This is a genomic window from Streptomyces monticola (assembly GCF_042665355.1).
GTDB classification, from domain to species: Bacteria; Actinomycetota; Actinomycetes; order Streptomycetales; family Streptomycetaceae; genus Streptomyces; species Streptomyces monticola.
This window is the reverse complement of record NZ_JBHTCF010000003.1, coordinates 374,971-398,280: the sequence shown is the minus strand read 5'-3', so window position 1 is coordinate 398,280 and position 23,310 is coordinate 374,971. Positions and strand designations below refer to the sequence as shown.

18 protein-coding genes and 2 pseudogenes are annotated in these 23,310 nt (G+C 71.3%); 4 read left to right on the top strand and 16 right to left on the bottom strand.

All coding sequences use genetic code 11. The annotated features are described in order from the left end of the window. Positions 1–5: 5 nt before the first annotated feature. The gene (locus ACFQVC_RS10225) at positions 6–1,787 is read right to left on the bottom strand and encodes an ABC transporter ATP-binding protein (protein WP_381829135.1); all 1,782 of its coding nucleotides are present in this window, start codon (positions 1,785–1,787) and stop codon (positions 6–8) included. Then, positions 1,784–3,661 (bottom strand): ABC transporter transmembrane domain-containing protein, encoded by a 1,878-nt coding sequence (locus ACFQVC_RS10220; RefSeq protein WP_381829133.1) that lies wholly within the window; start codon positions 3,659–3,661, stop codon positions 1,784–1,786. The genes ACFQVC_RS10225 and ACFQVC_RS10220 overlap by 4 nt, the downstream gene beginning before the upstream one ends. 200 nt (positions 3,662–3,861) lie before the next feature. Between ACFQVC_RS10220 and ACFQVC_RS10215 the strand changes: the two genes are divergently transcribed. Further along, positions 3,862–4,608: a L,D-transpeptidase family protein gene (locus tag ACFQVC_RS10215; RefSeq protein WP_381829546.1), complete on the top strand. Its 747-nt coding sequence runs from the start codon at positions 3,862–3,864 to the stop codon at positions 4,606–4,608. A gap of 128 nt (positions 4,609–4,736) precedes the next feature. On the opposite strand, the gene ACFQVC_RS10210 is transcribed toward ACFQVC_RS10215, so the two are convergent. The 3 genes from ACFQVC_RS10210 to ACFQVC_RS10200 all read right to left on the bottom strand — a co-directional run bounded on the left by ACFQVC_RS10210 (position 4,737) and on the right by ACFQVC_RS10200 (position 10,100). Next, on the bottom strand, positions 4,737–6,227 hold the full coding sequence (locus ACFQVC_RS10210) for a Gfo/Idh/MocA family protein (RefSeq protein WP_381829131.1): 1,491 nt from the start codon (positions 6,225–6,227) through the stop codon (positions 4,737–4,739). Between the two features lie 447 nt (positions 6,228–6,674). Continuing rightward, positions 6,675–9,635 (bottom strand): FAD-binding and (Fe-S)-binding domain-containing protein, encoded by a 2,961-nt coding sequence (locus ACFQVC_RS10205; RefSeq protein WP_381829129.1) that lies wholly within the window; start codon positions 9,633–9,635, stop codon positions 6,675–6,677. A 27-nt stretch (positions 9,636–9,662) separates the two neighbouring features. Next, positions 9,663–10,100, bottom strand: a complete 438-nt coding sequence (locus ACFQVC_RS10200) for a MarR family winged helix-turn-helix transcriptional regulator (protein ID WP_381829127.1) — start codon at positions 10,098–10,100, stop codon at positions 9,663–9,665. Between the two features lie 115 nt (positions 10,101–10,215). Between ACFQVC_RS10200 and ACFQVC_RS10195 the strand changes: the two genes are divergently transcribed. Next, positions 10,216–12,042 (top strand): ABC transporter ATP-binding protein, encoded by a 1,827-nt coding sequence (locus ACFQVC_RS10195; RefSeq protein ID WP_381829125.1) that lies wholly within the window; start codon positions 10,216–10,218, stop codon positions 12,040–12,042. A gap of 92 nt (positions 12,043–12,134) precedes the next feature. Continuing rightward, a complete protein-coding gene (gene mltG / locus ACFQVC_RS10190) occupies positions 12,135–12,986 on the top strand; it encodes an endolytic transglycosylase MltG (RefSeq protein WP_381829123.1) in 852 nt (283 codons plus the stop codon). 153 nt (positions 12,987–13,139) lie between these two features. On the opposite strand, the gene ACFQVC_RS10185 is transcribed toward mltG, so the two are convergent. From ACFQVC_RS10185 to ACFQVC_RS10155, 7 genes are all read right to left on the bottom strand, one after another. Further along, positions 13,140–14,294 carry an NAD(P)-binding domain-containing protein gene (locus ACFQVC_RS10185; protein ID WP_381829121.1) on the bottom strand — a complete coding sequence of 385 codons (1,155 nt, stop codon included), beginning with the start codon at positions 14,292–14,294 and terminating at the stop codon, positions 13,140–13,142. A gap of 22 nt (positions 14,295–14,316) precedes the next feature. Further along, the gene (locus ACFQVC_RS10180) at positions 14,317–15,060 is read right to left on the bottom strand and encodes a glucose 1-dehydrogenase (protein ID WP_381829119.1); all 744 of its coding nucleotides are present in this window, start codon (positions 15,058–15,060) and stop codon (positions 14,317–14,319) included. A 174-nt stretch (positions 15,061–15,234) separates the two neighbouring features. Then, positions 15,235–16,443 carry an LLM class flavin-dependent oxidoreductase gene (locus ACFQVC_RS10175; RefSeq protein ID WP_381829117.1) on the bottom strand — a complete coding sequence of 403 codons (1,209 nt, stop codon included), beginning with the start codon at positions 16,441–16,443 and terminating at the stop codon, positions 15,235–15,237. After that, the gene (locus ACFQVC_RS10170; RefSeq protein ID WP_381829115.1) at positions 16,440–17,528 is read right to left on the bottom strand and encodes an ABC transporter substrate-binding protein; all 1,089 of its coding nucleotides are present in this window, start codon (positions 17,526–17,528) and stop codon (positions 16,440–16,442) included. Before ACFQVC_RS10170 ends, ACFQVC_RS10175 begins: the two co-directional genes overlap by 4 nt. Before the next feature lie 135 nt (positions 17,529–17,663). Beyond that, a complete protein-coding gene (locus ACFQVC_RS10165; RefSeq protein WP_381829113.1) occupies positions 17,664–18,419 on the bottom strand; it encodes an ABC transporter ATP-binding protein in 756 nt (251 codons plus the stop codon). Further along, positions 18,392–19,261 carry an ABC transporter permease gene (locus ACFQVC_RS10160; protein ID WP_381829111.1) on the bottom strand — a complete coding sequence of 290 codons (870 nt, stop codon included), beginning with the start codon at positions 19,259–19,261 and terminating at the stop codon, positions 18,392–18,394. Before ACFQVC_RS10160 ends, ACFQVC_RS10165 begins: the two co-directional genes overlap by 28 nt. Before the next feature lie 197 nt (positions 19,262–19,458). After that, complete coding sequence (locus ACFQVC_RS10155) at positions 19,459–19,527, bottom strand: putative leader peptide (protein WP_351286961.1); 69 nt, start codon at positions 19,525–19,527, stop codon at positions 19,459–19,461. A gap of 149 nt (positions 19,528–19,676) precedes the next feature. Between ACFQVC_RS10155 and ACFQVC_RS10150 the strand changes: the two genes are divergently transcribed. Next, positions 19,677–20,099, top strand: coding sequence for a secondary thiamine-phosphate synthase enzyme YjbQ (locus tag ACFQVC_RS10150; RefSeq protein ID WP_381829109.1), 423 nt, complete (start codon positions 19,677–19,679; stop codon positions 20,097–20,099). Between the two features lie 41 nt (positions 20,100–20,140). On the opposite strand, the gene ACFQVC_RS10145 is transcribed toward ACFQVC_RS10150, so the two are convergent. The 4 genes and pseudogenes from ACFQVC_RS10145 to ACFQVC_RS10135 form a co-directional block, all read right to left on the bottom strand. Further along, on the bottom strand, positions 20,141–20,575 hold the full coding sequence (locus ACFQVC_RS10145; protein ID WP_381829544.1) for a SpoIIE family protein phosphatase: 435 nt from the start codon (positions 20,573–20,575) through the stop codon (positions 20,141–20,143). Between the two features lie 116 nt (positions 20,576–20,691). Next, positions 20,692–21,015: pseudogene (locus tag ACFQVC_RS42590) on the bottom strand (winged helix-turn-helix domain-containing protein); the annotation flags it as partial. A gap of 308 nt (positions 21,016–21,323) precedes the next feature. Next, a pseudogene (locus tag ACFQVC_RS42585) lies at positions 21,324–21,746 on the bottom strand (NB-ARC domain-containing protein); the annotation flags it as partial. Positions 21,747–21,933: 187 nt separating this feature from the next. Continuing rightward, complete coding sequence (locus tag ACFQVC_RS10135; protein ID WP_381829105.1) at positions 21,934–23,304, bottom strand: helix-turn-helix domain-containing protein; 1,371 nt, start codon at positions 23,302–23,304, stop codon at positions 21,934–21,936. Positions 23,305–23,310 lie beyond the last annotated feature (6 nt).

The following is a 23,310-nucleotide window of genomic DNA, read 5'->3' as shown; positions in this document are numbered from 1 at the left end:
TGGCCTCACCCGTGCCACGACCGCCACAGCGCAGCGTATGCCCCGTCCGCCGCCACCAGCTGTTCGTGGCTGCCCAGTTCGCTGATGCGGCCGCGCTCGACGACCGCGATGACGTCGGCGTCGTGGGCGGTGTGCAGACGGTGGGCGATGGCCACCACCGTGCGGCCGTCCAGGACGCGGGCCAGGGAACGCTCCAAGTGCCGGGCGGCGCGCGGGTCGAGCAGCGACGTCGCCTCGTCGAGTACCAGCGTGTGCGGGTCCGCGAGTACGAGACGGGCCAGAGCGATCTGCTGGGCCTGGGCCGGGGTCAGGGTGAAACCGCCGGAGCCGACCTCCGTGTCCAGACCCTCGGACAGCGAGCGCGCCCAGTCGTCCGCGTCGACCGCGCCGAGCGCCGCCCACAGTTCGGCGTCCCGCGCGCCCGCCCGCGCAAGGCGCAGGTTGTCGCGCAGGGAGCCCACGAAGACATGGTGCTCCTGGTTGACCAGGGCGACATGCTCGCGCACCCGTTCCGCGGGCATCCGGGACAGCTCCGCCTTGCCCAGGGTGACCGAGCCCGTGCGCGGGGCGTAGATCCCGGCGAGCAGCCGGCCGAGCGTGGACTTGCCCGCGCCGGAAGGACCGACGAGGGCGACCCGGCTGCCCGGCCGCACGTCGAGGGTCACCTGGCGCAGGACGTCGACCCCTGGCCGGTAGCCGAAGTGCACCCGGTCCGCCGTCACTTCGCGCCCCGCGGGCTCGACCTTCGTGTCGCCCGCCTCCGGCTCGATCTCGCGCACACCCACAAGGCGGGCCAGCGAGACATGGGCGACCTGCAGCTCGTCGTACCAGCGCAGGATCAGGTTCACCGGGTCGACCATCATCTGCGCGATGAGGGCGCCCGTGGTGAGCTGGCCGACGCCGATCCAGCCCTGCAGCACGAAGACACCGCCGATGAGGAGCACCGAGGTCAGGACCGTCACATGCGTGGCGTTGATGACGGGGAAGAGGACCGAGCGCAGATAGAGCGTGTAGCGCTCCCACGCCGTCCACTCCGCCACCCGCTGGTCGGACAGGGCCACGCGGCGCGCCCCGAGCCGGTGCGCCTCCACGGTGCGGCCCGCGTCCACGGTCTCGGTCAGGGCCGCGGCCACCGCCGCGTACCCGGCGGCCTCCGAGCGGTACGCTGACGGTGCCCGCCTGAAGTACCAGCGGCAGCCGAGCACAAGGATCGGCACCGCGAGCAGTACGGCGGGCGCGAGCGCGGGAGCGGTCACGACGAGGCCGCCGAGCAGCAGTCCGACCCAGACCACGCCGATGGTGACCTGCGGCACCGCCTCCCGCATCGCGTTGGCGAGCCGGTCGATGTCGGTGGTGATCCGGGACAGCAGATCGCCGGTGCCCGCACGCTCCAGGACGCCCGGCGGCAGGCCGACGGAGCGCACGAGGAAGTCCTCGCGCAGATCCGCGAGCATCCGCTCACCCAGCATCGCGCCGCGCAGTCTGACCAGCCGGATGAACACCGTCTGCACCACAAGGGCGATGGTGAACAGCGTGACGGCGCGCCCGAGTTGGAGGTCGCGGGCCCCGTCCGACGCCCGTTGCACGAGCGAGCCGAGCAGCGACGGGCCGATCATGGAGGCGGTCACCGCGACCGCGTTCACGGCGATCAGCAGGACGAAGGCCCGGCGGTGCCGCCCGAACAGCTCGCGCACATACGCCCGCACCGTGGCCCGACCGCCCACGGGCAGTGTCTCGGTGGTACGGGGAGCCGCCGGATCGTACTCCGGTGGCGCCAGGCCGATCATGCCGTCTCCTCGATCTCGATACGGGTCCGTCCACGGCCCGCTCCTTGGTGCGCGGCCCGCTCCGCCTCTGCCGCCTGCGCGGCCTGTGCTGCTTGTGCTGCCTGTTCCTCGTCCGTCTCGCGGGTCACGACGGCCCGGTAGCGCGCCTGGGTGTGCACCAGCTCACGGTGTACACCCACCGCCGCGACCTCGCCGTCGTGGACGAACACCACGCGCTCGGCCCGGTCGAGGAGCAGCGGCGACGACGTGAGCACCACGGTCGTACGGCCGCGGCGAAGCCCGCGCAGTCCGTCCGCGATCCGTGCCTCGGTGTGCGAGTCCACCGCCGACGTCGGCTCGTCGAGCACCAGGACCTCCGGGTCCGTCACCAACGACCGGGCCAGGGCGAGGCGTTGACGCTGGCCGCCGGAGAGCGACCGGCCGCGCTCGGTGATCGGCGCGGCCATCGGGTCGTCGTCGACCGAGGCCTGCGCGAGCGCGTCGAGCACGTCGTCGCACTCGGCCGCGGCCAGGGCGTCCTGCGCGGCGACAAGGCCCGAGGCCGGTACGTCGAGCAGTTCCCGCAGCGTGCCGGAGAGCAGCACCGGGTCCTTGTCCTGGACGAGGACGGTGGCGCGGGCCGCGGCGAGCGGCAGTTCGTCGAGCGCGGTGTCGCCGAGCCGTACGGACGCCACCGGTTCGTCGAGGGCGGGGTGCCCGCCGAGCCGCTCCGCGAGCCGGCCGGCCGCGTCCGGATCCCCGCACACCACGGCCGTGAGGCGCCCTTCGGGGGCGAGCAGCCCGGTGACCGGGTCGTACAGGTCGCCGCCCGCGGGGGTGCCCCCCTCGTCGGCGGCGGTCGTCTCCTCGGCAGCGGTCGTCTCCTCGGTGGCGGCCGTCGACCGCTCGAGGGACAGCACCCGGGCCGCCCGTTTCGCCGACGGCCGCGAGAAGGAATAGGCCATCGCGATCTCTTCGAAGTGGTGCAGCGGGTACGACAGGAGCATCACCGCGCTGTATACGGTGACGAGTTCGCCGACCGCGATCCGGCCGTCCCTGACTAGGCCGAGGCCGTGCCAGAGCACCACGATGAGCAGCAGTCCCGGCAGCAGCACCTGCACGGCGCTGATCAGCGACCACATACGGGCGCTGCGCACCGCCGCCCGGCGGACCTCCTGCGACGCCGTGCGGTAGCGGTCGAGGAAGAGCTCCTCGCCGCCGATGCCGCGCAGCACCCGCAGACCCGCCACGGTGTCGGACGCCAGCTCGGTGGCCCTGCCCGCCTTCTCGCGCTGTACGTCGGCGAGCCGGGTGGCGCGGGGCAGCAACGGCAGTACGCCGAGGGCGACCAGGGGCACGCCGATGAGCACGACGACCCCGAGCTGCGGCTGGTAGACGACGAGACCCACGCACACCACGACGACCGTGACGAACGCCGCCGTGAACCGGGAGACGGCCTCCACGAACCAGCCGATCTTCTCCACGTCACCGGTGGATACGGCGACCACTTCGCCCGCGGCCACCCGCCGGGTCAGGGCGGCGCCGAGGCCGGCGGTCTTACGGGCGAGCAGCTGCTGCACCCGGGCCGCCGCGGTGATCCAGTTGGTGACCGCGGTGCGGTGCAGCATGGTGTCGCCGAGCGCGATGGCGACCCCGGACAGGGCGAGCAGGGCACCCGCGAGGGCGAGCCGGGCGCCGGAGCGCTCCACCACGGCCTGCACGGCGAGGCCCACGCCGTAGGGCAGGGCCATCACGGAGGTGAAGTGCAGCAGACCCCACCCGAGCGACTTGAGCTGACCGGCCAGCTGGTTCCGCCCGAGCCACCACAGGAACCGGGGACCCGAGCGTGCGTCGGGCACACCCGGATCGGTATACGGAAGATCACTGATCTGCATGACGTCCCAGGGGTCGGTCGGCGCACGGCGTCGAGCTCGCTGCGGTAATCGGAAGAGGGATCGGATGGGGGGAAACCGTGCAAGGCTGACGTGATTTCGCGGTCCGGGGCAAACGATTTTCTGCCTGCGCGCAAAGAACAGGTCATTCCTGCCGGGGGTGGACGGGGCGGCGGGCGGTGACCGGTGTGCCGGGTGCGACCATGGGCTCCATGCGCATATCCGGCTCGGTGCGGTCCGCCCTCGCGGCGATGGTCTGTCTCGCGGCTCTCTCCTCCTGCGGGAGCGCGGCGCAAGGCAGTTCGGGCGGGGGAGCGGGTGGGGGAGCGCCGGACGCGAAGCCCGCCGAGCAGCGCACCACGAACCTGAAGCGACTTCCGGATGTCGGCGACAAGCTGTGGCAGCGGATTCCGGCCGGGTCACGGCAGGCCGTCGTGGTGACCGGGGAGAGCGCGTACTCCGCGACGTCGACCGTCGCCCTGTACGAGAAGCACGGCGCCACCTGGGACCGCGCCCGCGCCTGGCCCGGCCACAACGGCCGGAAGGGCTGGACCCCCGACCACCGCGAGGGCGACAAGCGCAGTCCTGTGGGCGTGTTCACGCTCAGCGACGCGGGCGGTGTACTCGCCGATCCGGGGGCGAAGCTGCCGTACACGCAGTCGCCCGCGTTCGCCGCGTCCCGCTCGTGGCCGAAGACGCACTGGCACGACTTCGACTACGTGATCGCCATCGACTACAACCGCGCCAAGGGCACCCCGCCCAACGACCCGACCCGCCCCCGGGGCCAGGCCAAGGGCGGCTACATCTGGCTGCACATGGACCACGGCAGCGGCACATCCGGTTGCGTGAGCGTCTCGAAGCCCGCGATGCAGTACCTGCTCAAGCGGCTCGACCCGAAGCAGCAGCCGGTGATCGTGATGGGCGACAAGAGGCAACTGGCGGCGGACTGAGCGTGCGCGGACCGCGGGCGTCGTGGATGGGCGCGGCGCCGGTGGCCCGGAGCCTCGCAGTGAGTTGAGCAGGCCCGCAGGGCCCGGCGCCCCCGCAGTCGAGGAGGCCGGGCCCTGTGGGCCGGGGCTCAGGTCTGGGGTTTCTGGGAGTCGACGCCCGAGCGGGGCTTCGTCCACAGGCCGCGGGTGAAGTCGGGGATCGCCTGGGGCGCGCCCTTCGCCCTGATCGACGCGTGGCTCAGCGGCACCGGCGCCGTCCATGTCACCGCGTCGTACACGTCGAAGTCGGGGACGAGGCCGAGCTGCATGCACTGCATCAGGCGGAACACCATCATGTAGTCCATGCCGCCGTGCCCGCCGGGCGGGTTGGCGTGCTCCTTCCACAGCCAGTGGTCCCACTTCTCGGCGTAGGCGCCGAAGTCGTGCCACTGGTCGTCGCTGTGGTCCGGCTCCAGATAGATCCGCGCCGGATAGTCCTCGAACACGCCCTTGGTACCGCCCAGTTGGTTGAGACGGCTGTAGGGGTGCGGGGTCGACACGTCGTGCTCCAGGCGGATGACCCGGCCCTTCGCGGTCTGGACGAGGCTGATCGTGCGGTCCGACTCGATGTACGTCTCCTTCCAGCTCGGGTCGCCGGGCGGCATGTGTGCCTTGCGGTACTCCGCGAGACCGAGCGCCGGGGTGCCGAAGCTGGAGATATGCGTGACGCGGTCGCCGCGGTTGGCGTCCATGTAGTTGGAGACGGGGCCGAAGCCGTGGTTCGGGTACAGATCGCCGCGCAGCCGCGTGTGCCAAAGGCGGCGCCAGGGCCCCTCGTAGTAGTCAGGGTCGAACATCAGCCCGCGCAGATCGTGGTTGTACGCGCCCGCGCCGTGCAGGAGTTCACCGAAGAGCCCCGCGTGCGCCATGCGCAGGACCCGCATCTCGTTCTTGCCGTAGCAGCAGTTCTCCAGCTGCATACAGTGCCTGCGGGTGCGCTCGGAGAGGTCCACGAGCTGCCACAACTGGTCGAGCTGGAGCGCGATCGGACACTCCACGCCGACGTGCTTGCCGTTCAGCATCGCCGACTTGGCCATCTCGAAGTGCCAGTCCCAGGGCGTGGCGACGTACACGAAGTCCACGTCGGTGCGCTTGCACAGGTTCTCGAAGTCGTGATCGTCCTTGGTGTACGTCGCCGGGGCGGGCTGCCCCGCGTCCGTCACCTTCTTCGCCGCGGCGGCGGTCTTCTCCTTCACCGGGTCGCACAGCGCGACCACCTTGACCCCCGGCAGCGCGAGGAACAGATCGATCATGCCGCCGCCGCGGTTGCCGAGCCCGATGATCCCGACCCGTACCGTGGCGCGCTTCTCGAACGGCACCCCGATCATGGTCGGGCCCTGCCGCGGCGGTGCCTGCGCGGCGGCCGACGCCTGCTCGGGAGTGGCCGCGGTGGCCGGGTTCGCATGCGCCGCGGCGCCGGTCAGGCCGGTGAGGCCGAGACCGACGCCGGTGACACCGGCCGCGCGCATCATGGATCTCCGTGAGACACCGGAGGGCTCCTGGCCGGACGGTTCGGCGGGCTCTCCGACGGTTTCTCCGGCGGGCTCTCCGGGAATCGGCAGGGCCTGGTCGTCGTGCATGGGGCCTCCATACGCGTAAAGGTGCGTGGGCGGAGCTATGCCGGGAGTCACCCTGGCCGGGTGATCACAGGTACGCAAGGGACCGAAGTGGCCGGGGAATTGGACTTCCCGCAGCCGATGGTTGGACTCTCCGGTTCCGCCCCGGCGGCAGGACTCGGCCGAGCACCTCGAAGCCGACGTGCCGGGCACCCTGGCCGTCAGCCCGGCCGCCACCACGACGCACGACGGCAACGTCAGCGACCGCGCGAATGGACGGACCTTCCGGTGTTCCGCACCTGATGGGGCGCGCTTTCACGGGCGGGCGAGCCTTTATGGACGGGCAAAAGGGGCGCGGGGAACTGCGCGACCGGCCACGACGCACCCGCAGGTGTCATACCGGCCTTCCCGCGGAGCGCTCAGAGGGCTGCGCCCCAACGAGTGCCCCTGCCCCTGCGAGTGCCCCCGCCCCTACGACTGCCCCCGCCGCGGCGCCTTCGCTCCCGGCCGGGTGGCGCGCTCCAGTTCCATCAGCGCGGAGTAGTAGCTGCGCCCCGTCGCGTGGTCCATGCCGACCTCGCACATGCGGTTGGCCGACAGATGGGCGTCGTAGGACCGCATGGTCACCTCGGCGGCCTCACGCGCGGTGGCGGACTCGGTGAGCTCCTTGTGCAGCATGCCGCGGTCGCCCGCGAAACCGCAGCAGGCCTCGTCGTCGGGTGTGACCACCTCGTCGGCACAGGCCTCCGCGACCGCCCGCAGCTGCTCGCCGTCGCCGAGGTGTCGCATGGAGCAGGTGGTGTGAAGGACCGCGGAGCCCACCGTGCGAAGGACCGTCAGATGCGGCAGGAGCTCGTCGGCGGCCCACACGATGGAGTCGACGATCCGCAGCTCGGCGTGCAACTCCCGGTTGGCGTCGGTGAGATAGGGCACCACCTCGTGCGCGATCCCGAGCGTGCAGGAGGAGGCGTCGACGACGAGCGGCAGCCTGCCGCCGGCGGTCCAGCCCCAGGCGGCCTCGACGATCCGGTTGGCCATCACCGCGTTGCCCTCGTCGTAGCCCTTGGAGTGCCAGATCGTCGCGCAGCACGTGCCGGCCACGTCACCGGGGATCCACACCGGCCTGCCCGCCCGCGCGGACACGGCGACGACGGCCTGCGCGAGGGACGGCCCCTTGTGGTCCTCGGGGCCGCCGAAGATGCGGTTGACGCACGCCGGGTAGTACACGGCGGCGGCGCCCACGCGCGCGGTGTGCGGCAGTTTGCGGGCGGCGGCGCCGGGGATCTCCGGGAGCCACTCGGGCACCAGGTCGGGGCGGACGGCCTTGCGCGCGGCGCGGGTCACCGTCGTGAGCAACCGGTCGTTGATCTTGTCAGCGGCGGCCACCGCGAGCCGCGCGGAGTGTTCCACCAGCTTGAAGTTCTTCGCCGCGAGCGCCGCGACCTTCTCCTCGCGCGGTGTGTGCCGCGCGTGCCGGAAGGCCTTCATCATCATGCCGGTGTCGATGCCGACCGGGCAGGCCAGCTTGCAGGTGGAGTCGCCGGCGCAGGTGTCCACGGCGTCATAGCCGTACGCCTCGACGAGACCGTCCTCGACCGGGGAACCGGGCGACTGGCGCATCATCTCGCGGCGCAGCACGATGCGCTGGCGCGGTGTGGTCGTCAAGTCGTGGCTGGGGCAGGTCGGTTCGCAGAAGCCGCACTCGATGCACGGATCCGCGATGGCCTCCACCTGCGGGATGGTCTTCAGGCCGCGCAGATGGGCCTTGGGGTCGCGGTCGAGGACGATCCGCGGGGCAAGGACCCCGTCGGGGTCGATGACCTGCTTGATGCGCCACATCAGCTCGGTCGCCCGCGGACCCCACTCCAGTTCCAGGAAAGGCGCGATGTTGCGGCCGGTGGCGTGCTCGGCCTTGAGGGAGCCGTCGAACCTCTCGACGGTCAGCGCACAGAACTCGTCCATGAACGCGGCGTAGCGCTGTACGTCCTCGGGCTTGCCCGCGTCGAAGGCGAGCAGGAAGTGCAGATTGCCGTGGGCCGCGTGCCCGGCCACGGCCGCGTCGAAGCCGTGCCGTGTCTGCAGTTCGAGGAGTGCCGAGCAGGCGTCGGCGAGCTTGGCGGGCGGCACCGCGAAGTCCTCGGTGATCAGGGTCGTGCCCGAGGGCCGGGAGCCGCCGACGGCGGTGACGAATGCCTTGCGGGCCTTCCAGTAGCCGCTGATGGCCTTCGGGTCGCGGGTGAAGGCATTGGTCACCGAGGCCACGGGCGCGACCAGTTCGAGCGTCTCCAGGGCGCGGGCCGCCCGCTCCTCGCAGGCGCGCTGCCGCTCCTCGTCGGGGGCGCGGAACTCCACGAGCAGCGCGGTGGTCTCCTTGGGCAGGTCCGCCCAGTCCGCGGGCACGCCCTGCACGCTCACCGAGGCGCGCAGGGTGTTGCCGTCCATCAGCTCCACGGCGAGCGCGCCCGCCTCGTTGAACTTCGGCACCGCGGCCGCCGCCTCGGTGAGCGACGGGAAGAACAGCAGCGCGGTGGAGACGAGCCGGTCGAGGGGCAGCGTGTCGAAGACGGTCTCCGCGATGAACCCGAACGTCCCTTCCGAGCCCACCATCAGGCCGCGAAGGATCTCCACCGGCGTCGACCCGTCGAGGAAGGCGTCCAGGCGGTAGCCGTTGGTGTTCTTGATCTCGTACTTGGCGCGGATCCGGGCGGTGAGTTCCGGGTCGGCCTCGATCTCCCGCTTGATCGCCAACAGTCCTTCGCAGAGGGCGGGTTCGGCGTGTGCCAGCTGCTCGTCGGCGTCCGGCTCCGCGGTGTCGACGACCGTGCCGGACGGCAGGACGAAGGTGAGCGAGGCGAGCGTGCGGTACGAGTTGCGGGTGGTGCCCGCGGTCATGCCCGAGGCGTTGTTGGCGACGACGCCGCCGAGCGTGCAGGCGATGGCGCTCGCGGGGTCGGGGCCGAGTACCCGGTCGTGCCGGGCGAGTGTGGCGTTGGCCCGCACCACGGTCGTACCGGGGCCGATCCGGGCCCGCTTCCCGTCGTCGAGCACCTCGACGCCGGCCCAGTGCTTGCGTACGTCGACGAGGATGTCCTCGCCCTGCGCCTGGCCGTTGAGGCTGGTGCCGGCCGCGCGGAAGACCACCTCGCGGCCCTTTCCGTGGGCGTACGACATGACGGCCGACACATCGTCGATGTCCTCGGCGACCACCACGACCTGCGGCACGAAGCGGTAGGGGCTGGCGTCCGACGCGTACCGCACGAGGTCGGAGATCTTCGTCAGGACCTTGTCCTCGCCGAGCAGCGCGACCAGGTCGCTCCTGAGCGGCTCAGGGGTGCCCGTGGCCTGCCGGTCCTGCACCCGGTCGGGTGACGGCCCCGTGGTCTCCCGCGCGAGCGGACGCAGGGCTTCCGGCTTCGGCTCCAGCAGGGGCATCGCACACGCTCCTCGGCGTCGGCTTGCTCAACACGGTCCGGGGGCGTCCACCAGGGTGGACAGCAGACCGCCGAGCTGCTCGCGCTGCTGAGCGGTCAATGGAGCCAGGATGTCCTCTGCGGCGGCCAGGCGCGCGCTGCGCAGCTCGCCCAGGGCCTTGCGGCCGACGTCGGTGAGCTCGATCCGGATCACCCGGCGGTTCTCCGGATCCGGCACCCGGCGCGCGCAGTCCGCCTCCTCCAGCCCGTCCACCAGGGTCGTCACGGCGCGCGGCACCACCTCGAGGTCCTGCGCCAGGTCCGCCATGCGCGGCGGCGCGTCGTAGTGCGCGAGGAGGCGCAGAAGGCGGGACTGGCCGGGGGTCAGGCCCATCGGCGCGAGGTGGTGCTTCTGGAGGCGGTGCAGGCGGCGGGCGAGGCGGAGGAGCTGGTCGGCGAGCAGTCCGTCCGGATCGGGCGAGGTCATGACGGCAGCGTAGCAGGACCATGCTCATTGTGAACATAGGTAACAATGAGCTATGCTCCTCCGGTCATAGCGTTCTCACACCTCTCCGCCTGGGAGGTCCCGCCTCAGGAGGCCCATGCACCCCGAAGAATCCAACTGGACCCCACCGCCCCCCGATCCGGAGCAGCCCCGCGAGCTGCGGCGCATCCTCCGGCTCTTCCGTCCCTACCGCGGCCGCCTCGCCCTCGTCGGGCTCCTGGTCGCCGCCGCCTCGCTGGTCTCGGTCGCCACGCCCTTCCTGCTGAAGGAGATCCTGGACACCGCGATCCCCGAGGGCCGCACCGGACTGCTCAGCCTGCTCGCCCTCGGCATGATCCTCAGCGCCGTGGTCACCAGCGTCTTCGGCGTCCTGCAGACCCTGATCTCGACGACCGTCGGCCAGCGCGTGATGCACGATCTGCGCACCGCCGTCTACGGCCGCCTGCAGCGCATGTCGCTCGCCTTCTTCACCAGGACCCGCACCGGAGAGGTCCAGTCCCGCATCGCCAACGACATCGGCGGCATGCAGGCGACCGTGACCTCCACCGCGACCTCCCTGGTCTCCAATCTCACGAGCGTGATCGCGACCGTCGTCGCGATGCTCGCGCTCGACTGGCGGCTGACCGTCGTTTCGCTGCTGCTGCTGCCCGTCTTCGTCTGGATCAGCCGCAGGGTCGGCCGTGAGCGCAAGAAGATCGCCACCGAGCGGCAGCGGCAGATGGCCGCGATGGCCGCCACGGTCACCGAGTCGCTCTCCGTCAGCGGTATCCTCCTCGGCCGCACCATGGGCCGCGCCGACTCCCTCACGAAGTCCTTCGCCGGCGAGTCCGAGCGCCTCATCGACCTGGAGGTCCGCTCCAACATGGCGGGGCGCTGGCGGATGTCGGTGATCGGCATCGTCATGGCCGCCATGCCCGCCGTCATCTACTGGGCCGCGGGCCTCGCCCTGCACCTGGGCGGCCCCGCCATCTCGCTCGGCACGCTCGTGGCCTTCGTCTCGCTCCAACAGGGCCTGTTCCGGCCGACGGTGAGCCTGCTCTCCACCGGCGTCCAGATCCAGACCTCGCTCGCCCTGTTCCAGCGCATCTTCGAATACCTCGACCTGCCGATCGACATCAACGAACCCGCCGATCCGGTACGTCTGGACAAGCCGCGGGGCGAAGTCCGCTTCGAGGCCGTGGAGTTCCACTACGACGCGGACGACGGCGGGCGGGACGGGCGGGGCCCCGTGCTCGACGCCATCGATCTGACGGTGCCCGCGGGCGGCAGTCTCGCCGTCGTCGGCCCCACCGGCTCCGGCAAGTCGACGCTCAGCTACCTGGTGCCGCGGCTCTACGACGTGACGGGCGGCCGGGTCACGCTCGACGGTGTCGACGTACGCGATCTGGACTTCGACAGCCTGGCCCGAGCGGTCGGCGTCGTCTCCCAGGAGACCTATCTCTTCCACGCCTCGGTCGCGGACAACCTGCGCTTCGCCAAGCCCGACGCCACCGACGAGGAGCTGCACGCCGCGGCCCGCGCGGCCCAGATCCACGACCACGTCGCCGCTCTGCCCGACGGTTACGACACCGTGGTCGGCGAGCGCGGCCATCGCTTCTCCGGCGGCGAGAAGCAGCGCCTCGCCATCGCCCGCACCATCCTGCGCGACCCGCCGGTGCTGATCCTCGACGAGGCCACCAGCGCCCTGGACACCCGCACGGAACACGCGGTGCAGCAGGCCATCGACGCGCTCTCCGCCGACCGCACCACGATCACCATCGCCCACCGGCTCTCCACCGTCCGCGCCGCCGACGAGATCGTGGTCCTCGACGCGGGCCGCGTCGCCGAACGCGGTACGCACGAGGCGCTGATGGCGGCGGGCGGCCGGTACGCGGCGCTCGTGGACCGGGACGCGCGCCTGGAGCCGGTGGCGGCGGCGGGCTGATGCGGGGGCCCGTGCCGTCCGCGGGGCCACAACAGACTGTAAATATGCCGGATATACCCGATTTGCCCTGACTCTCGGGTTACCGTGCCCGCATGGTGAACAAGACTCCGCGCCAGGGCAAGATCCGGCTGACCCGCCGTGGCCGGGTCGCCCTCATCGCGACCGGTGCCGTCGTGATCGGAGCGGCCGTCGCGGTGCCGCTGCTGCGGGACGACGGCAACGGGCGGCCCGAGGCGCTCCTCATCCCGGAGGGCTGGCGCTCCGGGCAGGTGTACTCCGCGGTGGACAAGGCGCTCGGCGTCCCGGAGGGCACCGCCAAGAAGGCGGCGGGAACGGCGGGCCTGAAGCTGCCGGGAGAGTCCGGCGGCAACCCGGAGGGCTACTTCTTCCCGGCGACGTATCCGATCGGCGGCCAGTCCACACCGGCGTCCGTGCTCTCGTACATGGTCGACACCGCCAACAAGAAGTTCGGCGCCGGTCATGTCGCCGCGGGCGCCGGCCGCAACGCGGTGTCCGTCTACCAGACCGTCACGATCGCGAGCATCGTGCAGGCCGAGGCGGAGACCGAGCAGGACATGGGCAAGGTGGCCCGCGTCGTCTACAACCGGCTCGACCGCGGTATGCCCCTGCAGATGGACTCCACGATCAACTACGCGCTCAACCGGTCCACTCTGGACACCAAGAACACGGACACGAAGATCAACAGCCCGTACAACACCTACGAGAAGACGGGCCTGCCGCCCACTCCCATCGCCAATCCGGGCGACGACGCGATGAAGGCGGCCCTCAACCCCACCCCGGGCGACTGGCTGTACTTCGTCACCGTCAAGCCCGGCGACACCCGCTTCAGCGCCGACTACGAGCAGCACGGGCGCAACGTCGAGGAGTTCAACCGCGGCCGCAAGGACGCCCAGGGCTCCCAGCAGGCCACCGCCTCGGGCTGACCGTCCGGCCGGCGCCGTGGCGGTGGCGCGATGGCCGCCGGGGCTCCGGTCGCCGACTTCCGCCGACCGTCGCAAAGTTCACGGCCTTCGTGGCCTTCGCGTACGGCCCGGCGCCCGGTCGGGTCGGCCGTGAGCGGCTCTGCCCGGCCGGTGTCAGGAGGTCAACTCCGGCTCTCTGTCCAGAAGCCGGCGGATCTCACGGACCGCCGCGCGCCCCGCCCGGTTGGCTCCGATGGTGCTCGCCGAGGGGCCGTATCCGACGAGGTGGATCCGTGGGTCGCGGACCGCGCGGGTGCCCTCCAGACGGATGCCGCCGCCGGGCTCGCGCAGGCGCAGTGGCGCCAGATGGTCGGTGACGGGGCGGAAGCCGGTCGCCCAGAGGATCACATCGGCCTCGACCCGGCGGCCGTCATCCCAGGCCACGCCGTCGGCGGTGATCCGGTCGAACATCGGCAGACGGTCCAGGACACCGTCGTCGAGCCCCTTGCACACGGCGTCCGTCAGGGCCAACCCGGTCACCGACACCACGCTCCTGGGCGGAAGGCCGCGGCGTACCCGCTCCTCCACGAGCGCGACCGCCGCCCGCCCCTGCTCCTGGCCGAACTCCCCGTCGCGGAAGACGGGTTCGGTCCGGGTCACCCAGGTCGTCGCGGCCGCGAGCGGGGCGATCTCCAGGAGATGCTGGACGCCGGACGAGCCCCCGCCGACAACGATCACCCGCTGCCCGGCGAATTCCTCGGGGCCCGGGTACTGGGCGGTGTGCAACTGCCGCCCGCGGAAGGTCTCCTGGCCCGGATAGCGCGGCCAGAACGGACGGTCCCACGTGCCCGTCGCATTGATCAGGGTCCGGGTGGCGTACGTGCCCTCCGAACTCTCCACGAGCAGCCGCCCGTCCGCGCCCTCGCGCACCGCGCGCACGTCCACCGGACGGTGCACCCGCAGGCCGAAGGCGCGCTCGTAGTCGTCGAAGTACGCGCCGATCACCTCGGACGAGGGCCGCCCGGGATCGGCCCCGGTCAGCTCCATGCCGGGCAGGGCGTGTATGCCGTGCACCTTGCCGTACGTCAGGCTCGGCCAGCGGAACTGCCAGGCGCCGCCGGGCCGCGGCGCATGGTCGAGCACCACGAAGTCGCGCTCGGGCACGGCGCCGGTGCGCCGGAGGTGGTACGCGGCGGAGAGGCCGGCCTGCCCGGCCCCCACCACCACGGTCTCGACCTCCCGTGCGGTGTCGTCGCGTGCCCCGTCTCGTACCCCGATGTCGTTCACATTTCTACTAACCCGGTCGGGGGCCGAGATCTTCCCGTACATCAGGGGGACGGCGACCGAGGACTCAGGCGATACCGCCCCCGGCCCGGATATTCGCGCCCGTCACCCAGCGCGCGTCGGGACCCGCGAGGAATCCCACGACATCCGCCACGTCCGCGGGCTCCCCGAGGCGCCGCAACGGAGTCATCCCCACGACCATGTCGAGGACCTCCTCGCTGTTCGTGCCGCGCAGGAGCTCCGTGTCCGTGGCGCCGGGGGAGACGGAGTTCACGGTGATACCGCGCGGCCCCAGCTCCTGCGACGCCACCAGGGTGAGCTGCTCGACCGCTCCCTTGCTGCTCGCGTAGGGGGCGGAGCCGGGTGCGGGCCTGACCGTGTTGAGGGTGGAGATATTGATGATGCGGCCGCCGTCGCGCATATGGCGGGCCGCGTGCCGCACCGTCACGAACGCGGCTTTGGCGTTGACCGCCATGACCCGGTCGAAGGTCGCGTCGTCGGTCTCCGCGATGGGTGCCGTACGGAAACTCAGGGCGGCGTTGTTCACCAGGATGTCGAGGGCGCCGAGACGCTCCTGGGCGGCGTCCATCAACTCCTGCGCCGCGCCCGGCTCCGCCAGGTCGACACGGAGCGCATGCGCCGTACCGCCCGCTTCCTCGACGCCCGCCACGACAGCGGCCGCGGCGTCCGCGCTGCTCGCGTAGTTGAACACCACTTCCGCGCCATCGCGGGCAAGCCGCTCCACGATGGCCCGGCCGATGCCCCGTGAACCCCCGGTGACGACGGCCGTCTTGCCCTTGAGTACTGCCACTGCACCCTCCAGGTTGAGAACGGCTGCTCAGTGACCGAACCTACGGCGTCACCAGGGGTTCGCGGGGCGGGTCCCAGCGATCTGCGGCCGTTCCTCTGCCGAGGGCGTAGCGCCGCTGTGCCGGGGCACCCCCGCCGGGCATCGCTGTGCCGGCGGTGTCCCGCCGGGCGTGCGTCAGCGCCCCCCTGCCACAAGGAGCGGAGCGCCGCCGGGTGCCGACGCGGGCCTGCCGTTCGCGGCGGGGACGCCGAGGAGGGGCGAGGCCGGAGCCGCGGGCAGCAGTCCGCGCGCGGCCAGGTCGGGGATCACACCCTCGCCGAACCAGTACGCCTCCTCCAGGTGCGGATACCCGGAGAGCACGAAGTGCTCGACGCCGAGTGCGTGGTACTCCTCGATCCGGTCGGCGACCTCGGCATGGCTGCCGACCAGGGCGGTGCCCGCGCCGCCGCGCACCAGACCGACCCCGGCCCATAGATTCGGCGCGATCTCCAGCTCGTCCCGGGAGCCGCCGTGCAGCGCGAGCATCCGCTGCTGGCCCACCGACTCGCTCTTGCCCAGGGCCTGTTGGGCGGCGGCGACCGTGTCCGGGTCGAGATCGTCCAGGAGCCGGTTCGCGGTCGCCCAGGCCTCGGCGGACGAGTCACGGGAGATCGTGTGCAGACGGATGCCGAAGCGCACCGTGCGCCCCTCGGCCGCCGCGAGCCCCCGGATCCAGTCGATCTTCTCCTTCACCGCGGCCGGCGGCTCGCCCCAGGTCAGATACACATCGGTGTGCCGGGCCGCCACCGGCCCCGCCGCGGCGGACGAGCCACCGAAGAAGATCTCCGGCAACGGGTCCGGCGGCAGCGCGGTCAGCCCGCCCCGCACCTGGTAGTGCTCGCCGTCGAAGTCGTACGGACGACCGCCCCACACCCCGCGTACCACCGAGAGGAACTCATCGGTACGGGCATAGCGGCGGTCGTGGTCCAGATGGTCACCGAAGCGCCGCTGCTCGGTCGAGTCGCCGCCGGTGACCACGTTCAGGAGCAGCCGCCCGCGGGTGATGCGCTGATACGTCGCCGCCATCTGCGCGGCGAGCACCGGCGAGATGACCCCCGGCCGGAACGCCACCAGGAACTTCAGGCGTTCGGTGTGCTGGGCGAGTGCGACCGTCGTCAGCCAGGCGTCCTCGCACCAGGTGCCGGTGGGCGTCAACACCGCCTCGAATCCCAGCTGTTCGGCGGCCTTGGCGATCTGCGCCAGATACTCGATGTCCGGTGCGCGCACCCCGCTGACGGGTGTGATCCGGGAGCGCTTGATACCGCCGTCGGTGTAGGCGTGCCGGTCGACGAGGGTGCGGCCGTCGCCGCCGGTCGGCAGGAACCAGTGCAGGTGGACGGTCATCGGGAGTCCTTCGGGTAGCTGCGGGCGGGGGTGGTGGACGGCGGCAGATCGCCGTTGAAGCGCTCGTCCACGAAGTCCTCGAAGTCGACACGGCGGGGGATGAGCTTCAGGCCCGCGAAGGTGTCGACGATCTTCTGCTCGGAGGTGACCACGTTCTTGTCGACGGCGACGGGAACGCGCGTGCCGTTGCTGCGCTTCACGGCGGCGAGCGCCACCTCGTAGGGCAGTCCGGTGTCCTTGGCCCACACCTTCGCCCAGGCCTCCGGATGCTTGAACACCCAGTCCTGGGCTCGCCGCAGCCGCAGCAGATAGTCCTCGATCGCCTCGGACTTCTTGCCGTCGGCGAGCGCGGCGGGCGCGGCCACCTGGAAGTTGAGCCCGTTGACCACGCCTTCGCCGTCGGTCAGCACCCGTGCCTGCCCGGTCTCGAGAACCTGTGAGGTGTACGGGTCCCAGACCGCCCAGGCGTCCACCTTGCCGCCGGTGAACGCGGCGAGCGCGTCGGCCGGCTGCAGATACTTGACCTTCACGTCCTTCAGGGTGAGTCCCACCTTCTTGAGGGACGCCACCAACTGGTAGTGCGCGGAGCTGCCCTGGGCCACGGCGACGGCCTTGCCCTTGAGCTGACCGGGCTTCTTCAGCGAGGAGCCCTTGGGTACGAGCACGGCCTCGCCGCTCGCGTCACCGTGGCTCGCGCTCACCACCTTGATCTTCGACCCGGCGCCCGCGGCGAACACCGGCGGCGTATTGCCGACCGCGCCGATGTCGACGGCGCCCGCGTTGACGGCTTCGAGCAGCGGGGGACCCGAGGTGAACGTCGACCACTTGACCTTGTAGTCGAGGCCCTTGAGTTCACCGGCGGCGGCGAGGACCGCCCTCGAACCGCCCTTCTGGTCACCGACATTGAGGGTGAGCGAGCCCTTCCCGTCGACGGCGCCACTGCCGGTACCGCCCGACGAGGTATCGGCGGACGAGGCCCCGGAGCAGGCCGCGAGGAGCAGGGAGAGGGGGAGCAGGAGGGCGGGGAGCGCGGTGCGGCGTGAGGCGGGGAGCGCGGTGTGGCGCGGGGCGGAGCGTGGTCGCATGGGGTTCCGTTCGCGTGTGTTCTGGTGGGGCTTGGGTGGGGTGGAGCGGAGGCTTGGGCGATACGTGGCTGAGGCGGTGGCGGTACGTGGCTGAGGCGGCCGTGGATCGTGGCTGAGGCGGCCGTGGTCCGTGGCTCAGGCGGCCTCGGCGGTGGCATCCACGCCGAGCCGGTCGAGCAGCCCTGCCCGAATCCGGGCGAAGCGCGGGTCGGCGATGTCGCGGGGCCGCGGCAGATCGATCTCCGCCTCGTGCGCGATCACCCCGTCGTCCATCACGAGGACCCGGTCGGCGAGCAGCACCGCCTCCTCCACGTCATGGGTGACCAGGAGCACGGCGCAGCCGCGCCGCTGCCACAACTCGCCCACCAGACGCTGGGCCTTGATGCGGGTGAGCGCGTCCAGGGCGCCGAACGGCTCATCGAGCAGCAGGAGATCGGGCTCGCGCACCAACGCCCGTGCCAGCGAAGCGCGTTGGGCCTCACCGCCGGAGAGCGTCTTGGGCCAGGCGTCGGCGCGATGGGAGAGTCCCACTTCTTCCAACGCCCGCTCAGCGACGGCACGTTCGGGCTTGTCCGGCAGCCCGAGGAGCACATTGCGCCAGACCTTCTTCCACGGCATGAGCCGGGGCGCCTGGAATGCGGTGGCCTTTCGGCGCGGCACGAACACGGTGCCGTCGATGTCACGGTCGAGGCCCGCGAGGATCTTCAGGAGGGTGGACTTTCCGCAGCCGCTGCGCCCGAGGAGCGCGACGAACTCGCCCGGCCGCACGGTGAGTTCGAGTCCGTCGATGACCCGCCTGCCGTCGAAGGTGCGGGAGAGCCCGGCCACCCGCACGGCGGCCGACGCGGAGCTGCCGGTGGTGGTCACTGGCCCGTGAACGTCGGTCGCCATTGCAGGAGCAGCCTTTCGAGAGTCCGGACGACGAAGTCGGCGAGGAGGCCGAGGAAGGCGTAGACGATCAGGCAGACGACGATGACGTCGGTGCGCAGGAAGTCACGGGCCTGGACCATCAGGAACCCGATACCGGAGTCGGCGTTGACCTGCTCGGCGAAGACGAGCGCGAGCCAGGCCACGCCCAGCGAGTAGCGAAGGCCGGTCATGGCGCCGGGCAGGGCCCCCGGCAGCACGACATGCCGGACGAGCCCCCACCGGGAGAGCCCGAGCGACTGCCCCGCCTCGATCAACTGGGAGTCGACGCCGCGGATACCGGCGTACACATTCAGATACAGCGGGAAGGTCACACCCATCGTGATGATGGCGACCTTGGGTGCCTCGCCGATCCCGAACCAGATGATGAAGAGCGGGATGAGCCCCACGAACGGCACGGTCCGCAGCATCTGCACACTGGCGTCGACGAGATCCTCGCCCACCCGGAAGAGCCCGGAGACCAGCGCGAGCACCGTGCCGAGCACGGCCCCGAGCAGCAGCCCGACCGCGACCCGCTGCAGCGACACCCCCATGGCGGAGGTCAGCTGACCGTCGGAGAGCAGATCCCCGGCCACCGAGGCGATGGTCCCGGGCGAGGCGAGCACATCGGCCTTCAACACCCCGGCAGAGGTGAGGAGTTGCCAGAGAACGAGCAGCAGCAACGGCCCGGAGGTACGCCGCAGCCAGCGCGGCACGCGGGTACGGCGGGTGGAGGAGGAGGCGAGTCGCTCAAGCTCGACGCTCCGCCTTTCCTGCGATATTTCTTCTATTTGGGCATTCTCGGGTGGCGCATGACTGATGCTCATGAAGGCTCCAGGGCAGGCGACGGCTACGGGGTCAGGCCGCAGCGGTCACGTACGGAGATCGGGTCCGGATTTCGCGTACGGCAAGGGGTCGCGTCCCGGGGCCGGTTCACCGCCTGCACGGCGCATGGAACACAGGAAGGACGCGGAAGACGTACGCGAAGGAGAAGAGGCGAGAAAAAGAGAGGAGAGAAAGAGGCTCAGCAGCCGCGGCGACACGCGGCGGAGGCCACCCGCAGCAGGTCGATGTGACCGCGCGTGGTGAGCATGGCTGAACGCAACATGCCGCAGAACGTAGCGAGATCGTCCACGTATGGTCAACGCCCGTCTCGCGGTTCGGACGCCCTTCTGGACGCACACGGGGGTGTGCGGGGTGGCGGCGGACGCCGGGAAGCCGCAGACGCGCGACGATGGACCCATGTCAGATGCCTTCACCACACGCGTCCTGAACATCGCCACCGGCACCTCGGAACAGGTGGCCGACCTCACCCGCGACTGCGAGACATTCCTCCGCGACGTCGCATCCGGCCGGGACGGACTCCTGAATGTCTTCGTCCCGCACGCGACGGCCGGTATCGCCATCATCGAAACGGGCGCCGGCAGCGACGACGACCTTCTCGCCGCCCTGCACACCCTCCTGCCCGCGGACAACCGCTGGCGGCACGCCCACGGCAGCCCCGGCCACGGCCGCGACCACGTCCTGCCGGCCATGGTCCCCCCACACGCAACCCTGCCGGTGGTCAACGGCTCGCTGGAGCTGGGGACTTGGCAGTCGGTGTGTCTGGTGGACACGAATGTCGACAACCCCGAGCGTCAGGTGCGGTTGAGTTTTCTGGGGTGACGGAAACGCTTGCGCCTTCTCCTCGGCGCGCTCTGCGTGCGTCAGGCGGACGGCCGACGGGACCTGCGGTGCTCGTCGTCGACTGTGGGCCGGTGCGGGGGCGCGGGCGGGGTGGGGGCGGGCTGGGCCAGGATCAGGGTCAGGTCGTCGCCTTGTGTGGCGAGGGTGTGCTGGTGCAGCAGGTTCAGAAGGCCCTCCAGTGCTTCGTCGAGGGAGTGGGGCGTCAGGGCCGCTCTGATGTGCTGGTCGAAGGGGAACATCTCGCCCCGGTCGTCGCGGGCTTCGCTGAGCCCGTCGGTGTAGAGGAGCAGCCGCTGGCCGGAGGCGAGCCTGACCCGCTGGAGGCGCGGGCGGGGCGAAAGGCCGAGCGGCGCCGAGCTCCAGCGCGGTGGTCGTCGGCGCCGTCCGGCCGGGTAAGGCCGAACTCCATGGCGGCACGGAAGTTGTCGTGCTCGCCGGTCAGCCGGTCGTACCAGGCGAACTGGTCGTGCCCCATCCAGGCGGCATCGGCGCGCTCGGCCATCGCCAGGTAGTACCCCAGATGCCGCCGCCGCAGCGGGTCTTCCTCGCCCAGTCCGCGCAGCCAGTGCGCGCCGTATTCGCGGAGGGTGTCCAGCATCCGGTACCGCTCACCGGCCCCGGTCGGCTGCCAGGTCAGGATCGACTTGCCGACGAGCGAGGCCAGCAGGTCCACGACTTGATCCTCGGGCAGATGCTCACCGCCACACACCTTCCGTGCCGCCTCGGAGTCGAAGCTGCCCGCGAACACCGACAGGCGCGCCCACAGCAACCGCTCCGCCGGGGTGCACAGTTGATGGCTCCAGCCGATCGTCGTACGCAGGGCCTGATGCCATGGGGGTACGTCATGCAGATCCTGTGCATCCCGCAGATTCCGTACGCCACCGCTGACACCCACGGTGTCGCAGAGGACGGCGAAGCGGTCCTCGAGGCGGTCCGCCAGCTCGGCCACGGACAGCTCCGGCAGCCGGGCAGCGGCCAGTTCGATCGCGAGCGGCAGTACCTCCAGGCGGCGGGACAGACGAAGGACATCGTCCCGGTTGGCGTCGGTGACGGCGAAACCGGGCACCGCGCGGGCGGCCCGTCGGCCAGCAGCACCACCGCGTCCGCCGTACCCGCCGCCGGGTCACCGTCCGCCGGCACCGGCAGCGGCTCCACGGCGAAGACCTGCTCGGCGAACATCCCCAGGGGGCGGCGGCTGGTGGTCAGCACCCGCAGTCCCGGCGCGGCCCGCAGCAGTGCCTCGACCGTCAGGGCGCACGCCTCGGTCTCGCAGGTGTCGAGGACAAGGAGCAGCTCACGGCCGGAGAGATACTCCGCCACCACATCGATCATCGGGCGGGTGGTCTGGTCGGCCAGCGGCAGCACCTCGGCGATCACGTGGGGCAGGACTTCGCCCTTCTTGAGCGAAGACAGCTCCACCAGCCAGGCCCCGTCCCCGAATTGGGGCTGCAGCTCGACGGCGGTCTGCAACGCAAGCCGGGATTTCCCCACACCGCCGGTGCCGGTCAGGGTCACGAGGCGGGACCGCCCGCACTCGCGTGCAATGTGCGCCAGTTCCGATCGGCGCCCGACCAATCTCGACCGCGGTACGGGCAGATTCCCCGCCCGGCTCTCATCAGGTGCCATGCTCGTCTCACCCGGTTCGCATCGATGCCTACGGCTTGACTGCGGCAGCTTGCACCTGGCGCTTACGCAGCGTCACGAGAAGCAAGATAGTGACTGCTCGTATGTCACATGCCTGCGAGGTTGGCGGGCATCGTGACCGGGATTGTGGAAAACGATCTGTTTGGCGGTGCACATCGAGCACAGGGCGTCAGCCCTGCCGTTCGATCCACTCGCCGCCGCCCAGTGGGTAGTCGAAGCCAGGGCGTCCGGCGTCGGCGCTGGTGCGGAACGGAGTGCCGTCGTTGTCGATACGGACGGTGCCGTGGCGGCTGCCGCTCGACCAGTCCAGGGAGAGCTCCCAGCGGACGTCGTGCGCCCTGGTGTGCGCGGTGACGTAGAAGACCTCCGGGTCGGACTCGCTGACCTTGTACGGGAAGTCACGCTGGCCGTTCTTGACGGTGACGGTGGGGCTGCCGTCGTCGAGGTCGACGTCGAACGACTTGGTGCCGACGTTGCCGCCGCAGCCGACGCCCATCGAGTAGTCGTTCCAGGCGAGCGGCGCGGCCTTGCCCATGACGCGTATGTGCAGTGCCTCCAGTACGACGGTGTCGCGCCCGTCGCCCTGCACGGTGAGGGCGACTCGTTGTTCGCCCGATGAGACCGCGCCGTACGCGTCGGCCCAGCGCGGGGCGTCCTGTTCGTTCGCGGGCGGCCCGACCTGTTCGGGTGCGCTGTCGACCAGGAAGTGCTGGCTGCACGGACTTTCGTAGACGTAAGGGCGGGTGGCGACATTCAGCGGAACGCCCGCGCCGTCACCGGTGACCTCGCCCGCGCCCTGCTCACCGCCGCCCTTCGAGGTACCGGGCCCGCCCTTGCCGGGCCCGGCGGGGGAGTTGGACGCCGAGGCGGACGGCTTACGGCTGTTCCCGCCCGCGGAGGGGGCGTCGGAGGCCGACGATTCCTCCGCGCCCTTGCCGCCGTCCTCGGCGCGGGCGCCGGCACCGGCATCCGCGCTCTGCTGATCGCCCGTGCCGCCCCCGCCCCAGCCGGAGGGTGGGTTCACGACGAGCGCAGTGGCTCCCAGGACGGCGGCCACCGCGATGGACGCGATCAGCGCGGTACGGCGGCGTCGTGGGGGTGCGGGTGTGCGTGGCTCGTCGACGTGAACCGGTTCGGTCTCCTCATGTGGTGGGTGTGCTGCTGTGGTGGGGGCCGAATCCGTCCCGGTGTCCGGGGCCGGGTGCGAGTCCGGGGGCGCGGCGGTGGCTTCGGCGGTCCCCGGCCCCGCTCCCGCCGCTGCGGCCTGCTCCGCCCTGCGCCCCCGGGAGGCGTCCGCCAGGATCCAGCGCCGGTGGAGCTCCACCAGTTCGTCCGGTGTCGCCCGGCACAGCCGTGCCAGACGCTCCGCCGGGGCGTAATCGTTCGGCACCGCCGTGCCGTTGCAGTAGCGATGCAATGTCGAGGTGCTCATGTGCAGCCGCTTGGCCAGCGCCCCGTAGCTCAGCCCCGAACGGTCCTTCAACTCCCGCAGCAGCGTCGCGAACTCGTCCGCCGCCCCGCCCCCTGATGCCCCTGACACTCGTTC

What these genes read in the sequence shown, in the direction of transcription:
- ACFQVC_RS10195 (WP_381829125.1), top strand. Translation starts at nt 10,216, where the DNA reads ATGCACCCCGAAGAATCCAACTGGACCCCACCGCCCCCCGATCCGGAG.
- ACFQVC_RS10170 (WP_381829115.1), bottom strand. Translation starts at nt 17,528, where the DNA reads ATGCGACCACGCTCCGCCCCGCGCCACACCGCGCTCCCCGCCTCACGC.
- ACFQVC_RS10165 (WP_381829113.1), bottom strand. Translation starts at nt 18,419, where the DNA reads ATGGCGACCGACGTTCACGGGCCAGTGACCACCACCGGCAGCTCCGCG.
- ACFQVC_RS10225 (WP_381829135.1), bottom strand. Translation starts at nt 1,787, where the DNA reads ATGATCGGCCTGGCGCCACCGGAGTACGATCCGGCGGCTCCCCGTACC.
- ACFQVC_RS10200 (WP_381829127.1), bottom strand. Translation starts at nt 10,100, where the DNA reads ATGACCTCGCCCGATCCGGACGGACTGCTCGCCGACCAGCTCCTCCGC.
- ACFQVC_RS10160 (WP_381829111.1), bottom strand. Translation starts at nt 19,261, where the DNA reads ATGAGCATCAGTCATGCGCCACCCGAGAATGCCCAAATAGAAGAAATA.
- mltG (WP_381829123.1), top strand. Translation starts at nt 12,135, where the DNA reads ATGGTGAACAAGACTCCGCGCCAGGGCAAGATCCGGCTGACCCGCCGT.
- ACFQVC_RS10175 (WP_381829117.1), bottom strand. Translation starts at nt 16,443, where the DNA reads ATGACCGTCCACCTGCACTGGTTCCTGCCGACCGGCGGCGACGGCCGC.
- ACFQVC_RS10205 (WP_381829129.1), bottom strand. Translation starts at nt 9,635, where the DNA reads ATGCCCCTGCTGGAGCCGAAGCCGGAAGCCCTGCGTCCGCTCGCGCGG.
- ACFQVC_RS10150 (WP_381829109.1), top strand. Translation starts at nt 19,677, where the DNA reads ATGTCAGATGCCTTCACCACACGCGTCCTGAACATCGCCACCGGCACC.
- ACFQVC_RS10210 (WP_381829131.1), bottom strand. Translation starts at nt 6,227, where the DNA reads ATGCACGACGACCAGGCCCTGCCGATTCCCGGAGAGCCCGCCGGAGAA.
- ACFQVC_RS10185 (WP_381829121.1), bottom strand. Translation starts at nt 14,294, where the DNA reads ATGTACGGGAAGATCTCGGCCCCCGACCGGGTTAGTAGAAATGTGAAC.
- ACFQVC_RS10220 (WP_381829133.1), bottom strand. Translation starts at nt 3,661, where the DNA reads ATGCAGATCAGTGATCTTCCGTATACCGATCCGGGTGTGCCCGACGCA.
- ACFQVC_RS10215 (WP_381829546.1), top strand. Translation starts at nt 3,862, where the DNA reads ATGGGCTCCATGCGCATATCCGGCTCGGTGCGGTCCGCCCTCGCGGCG.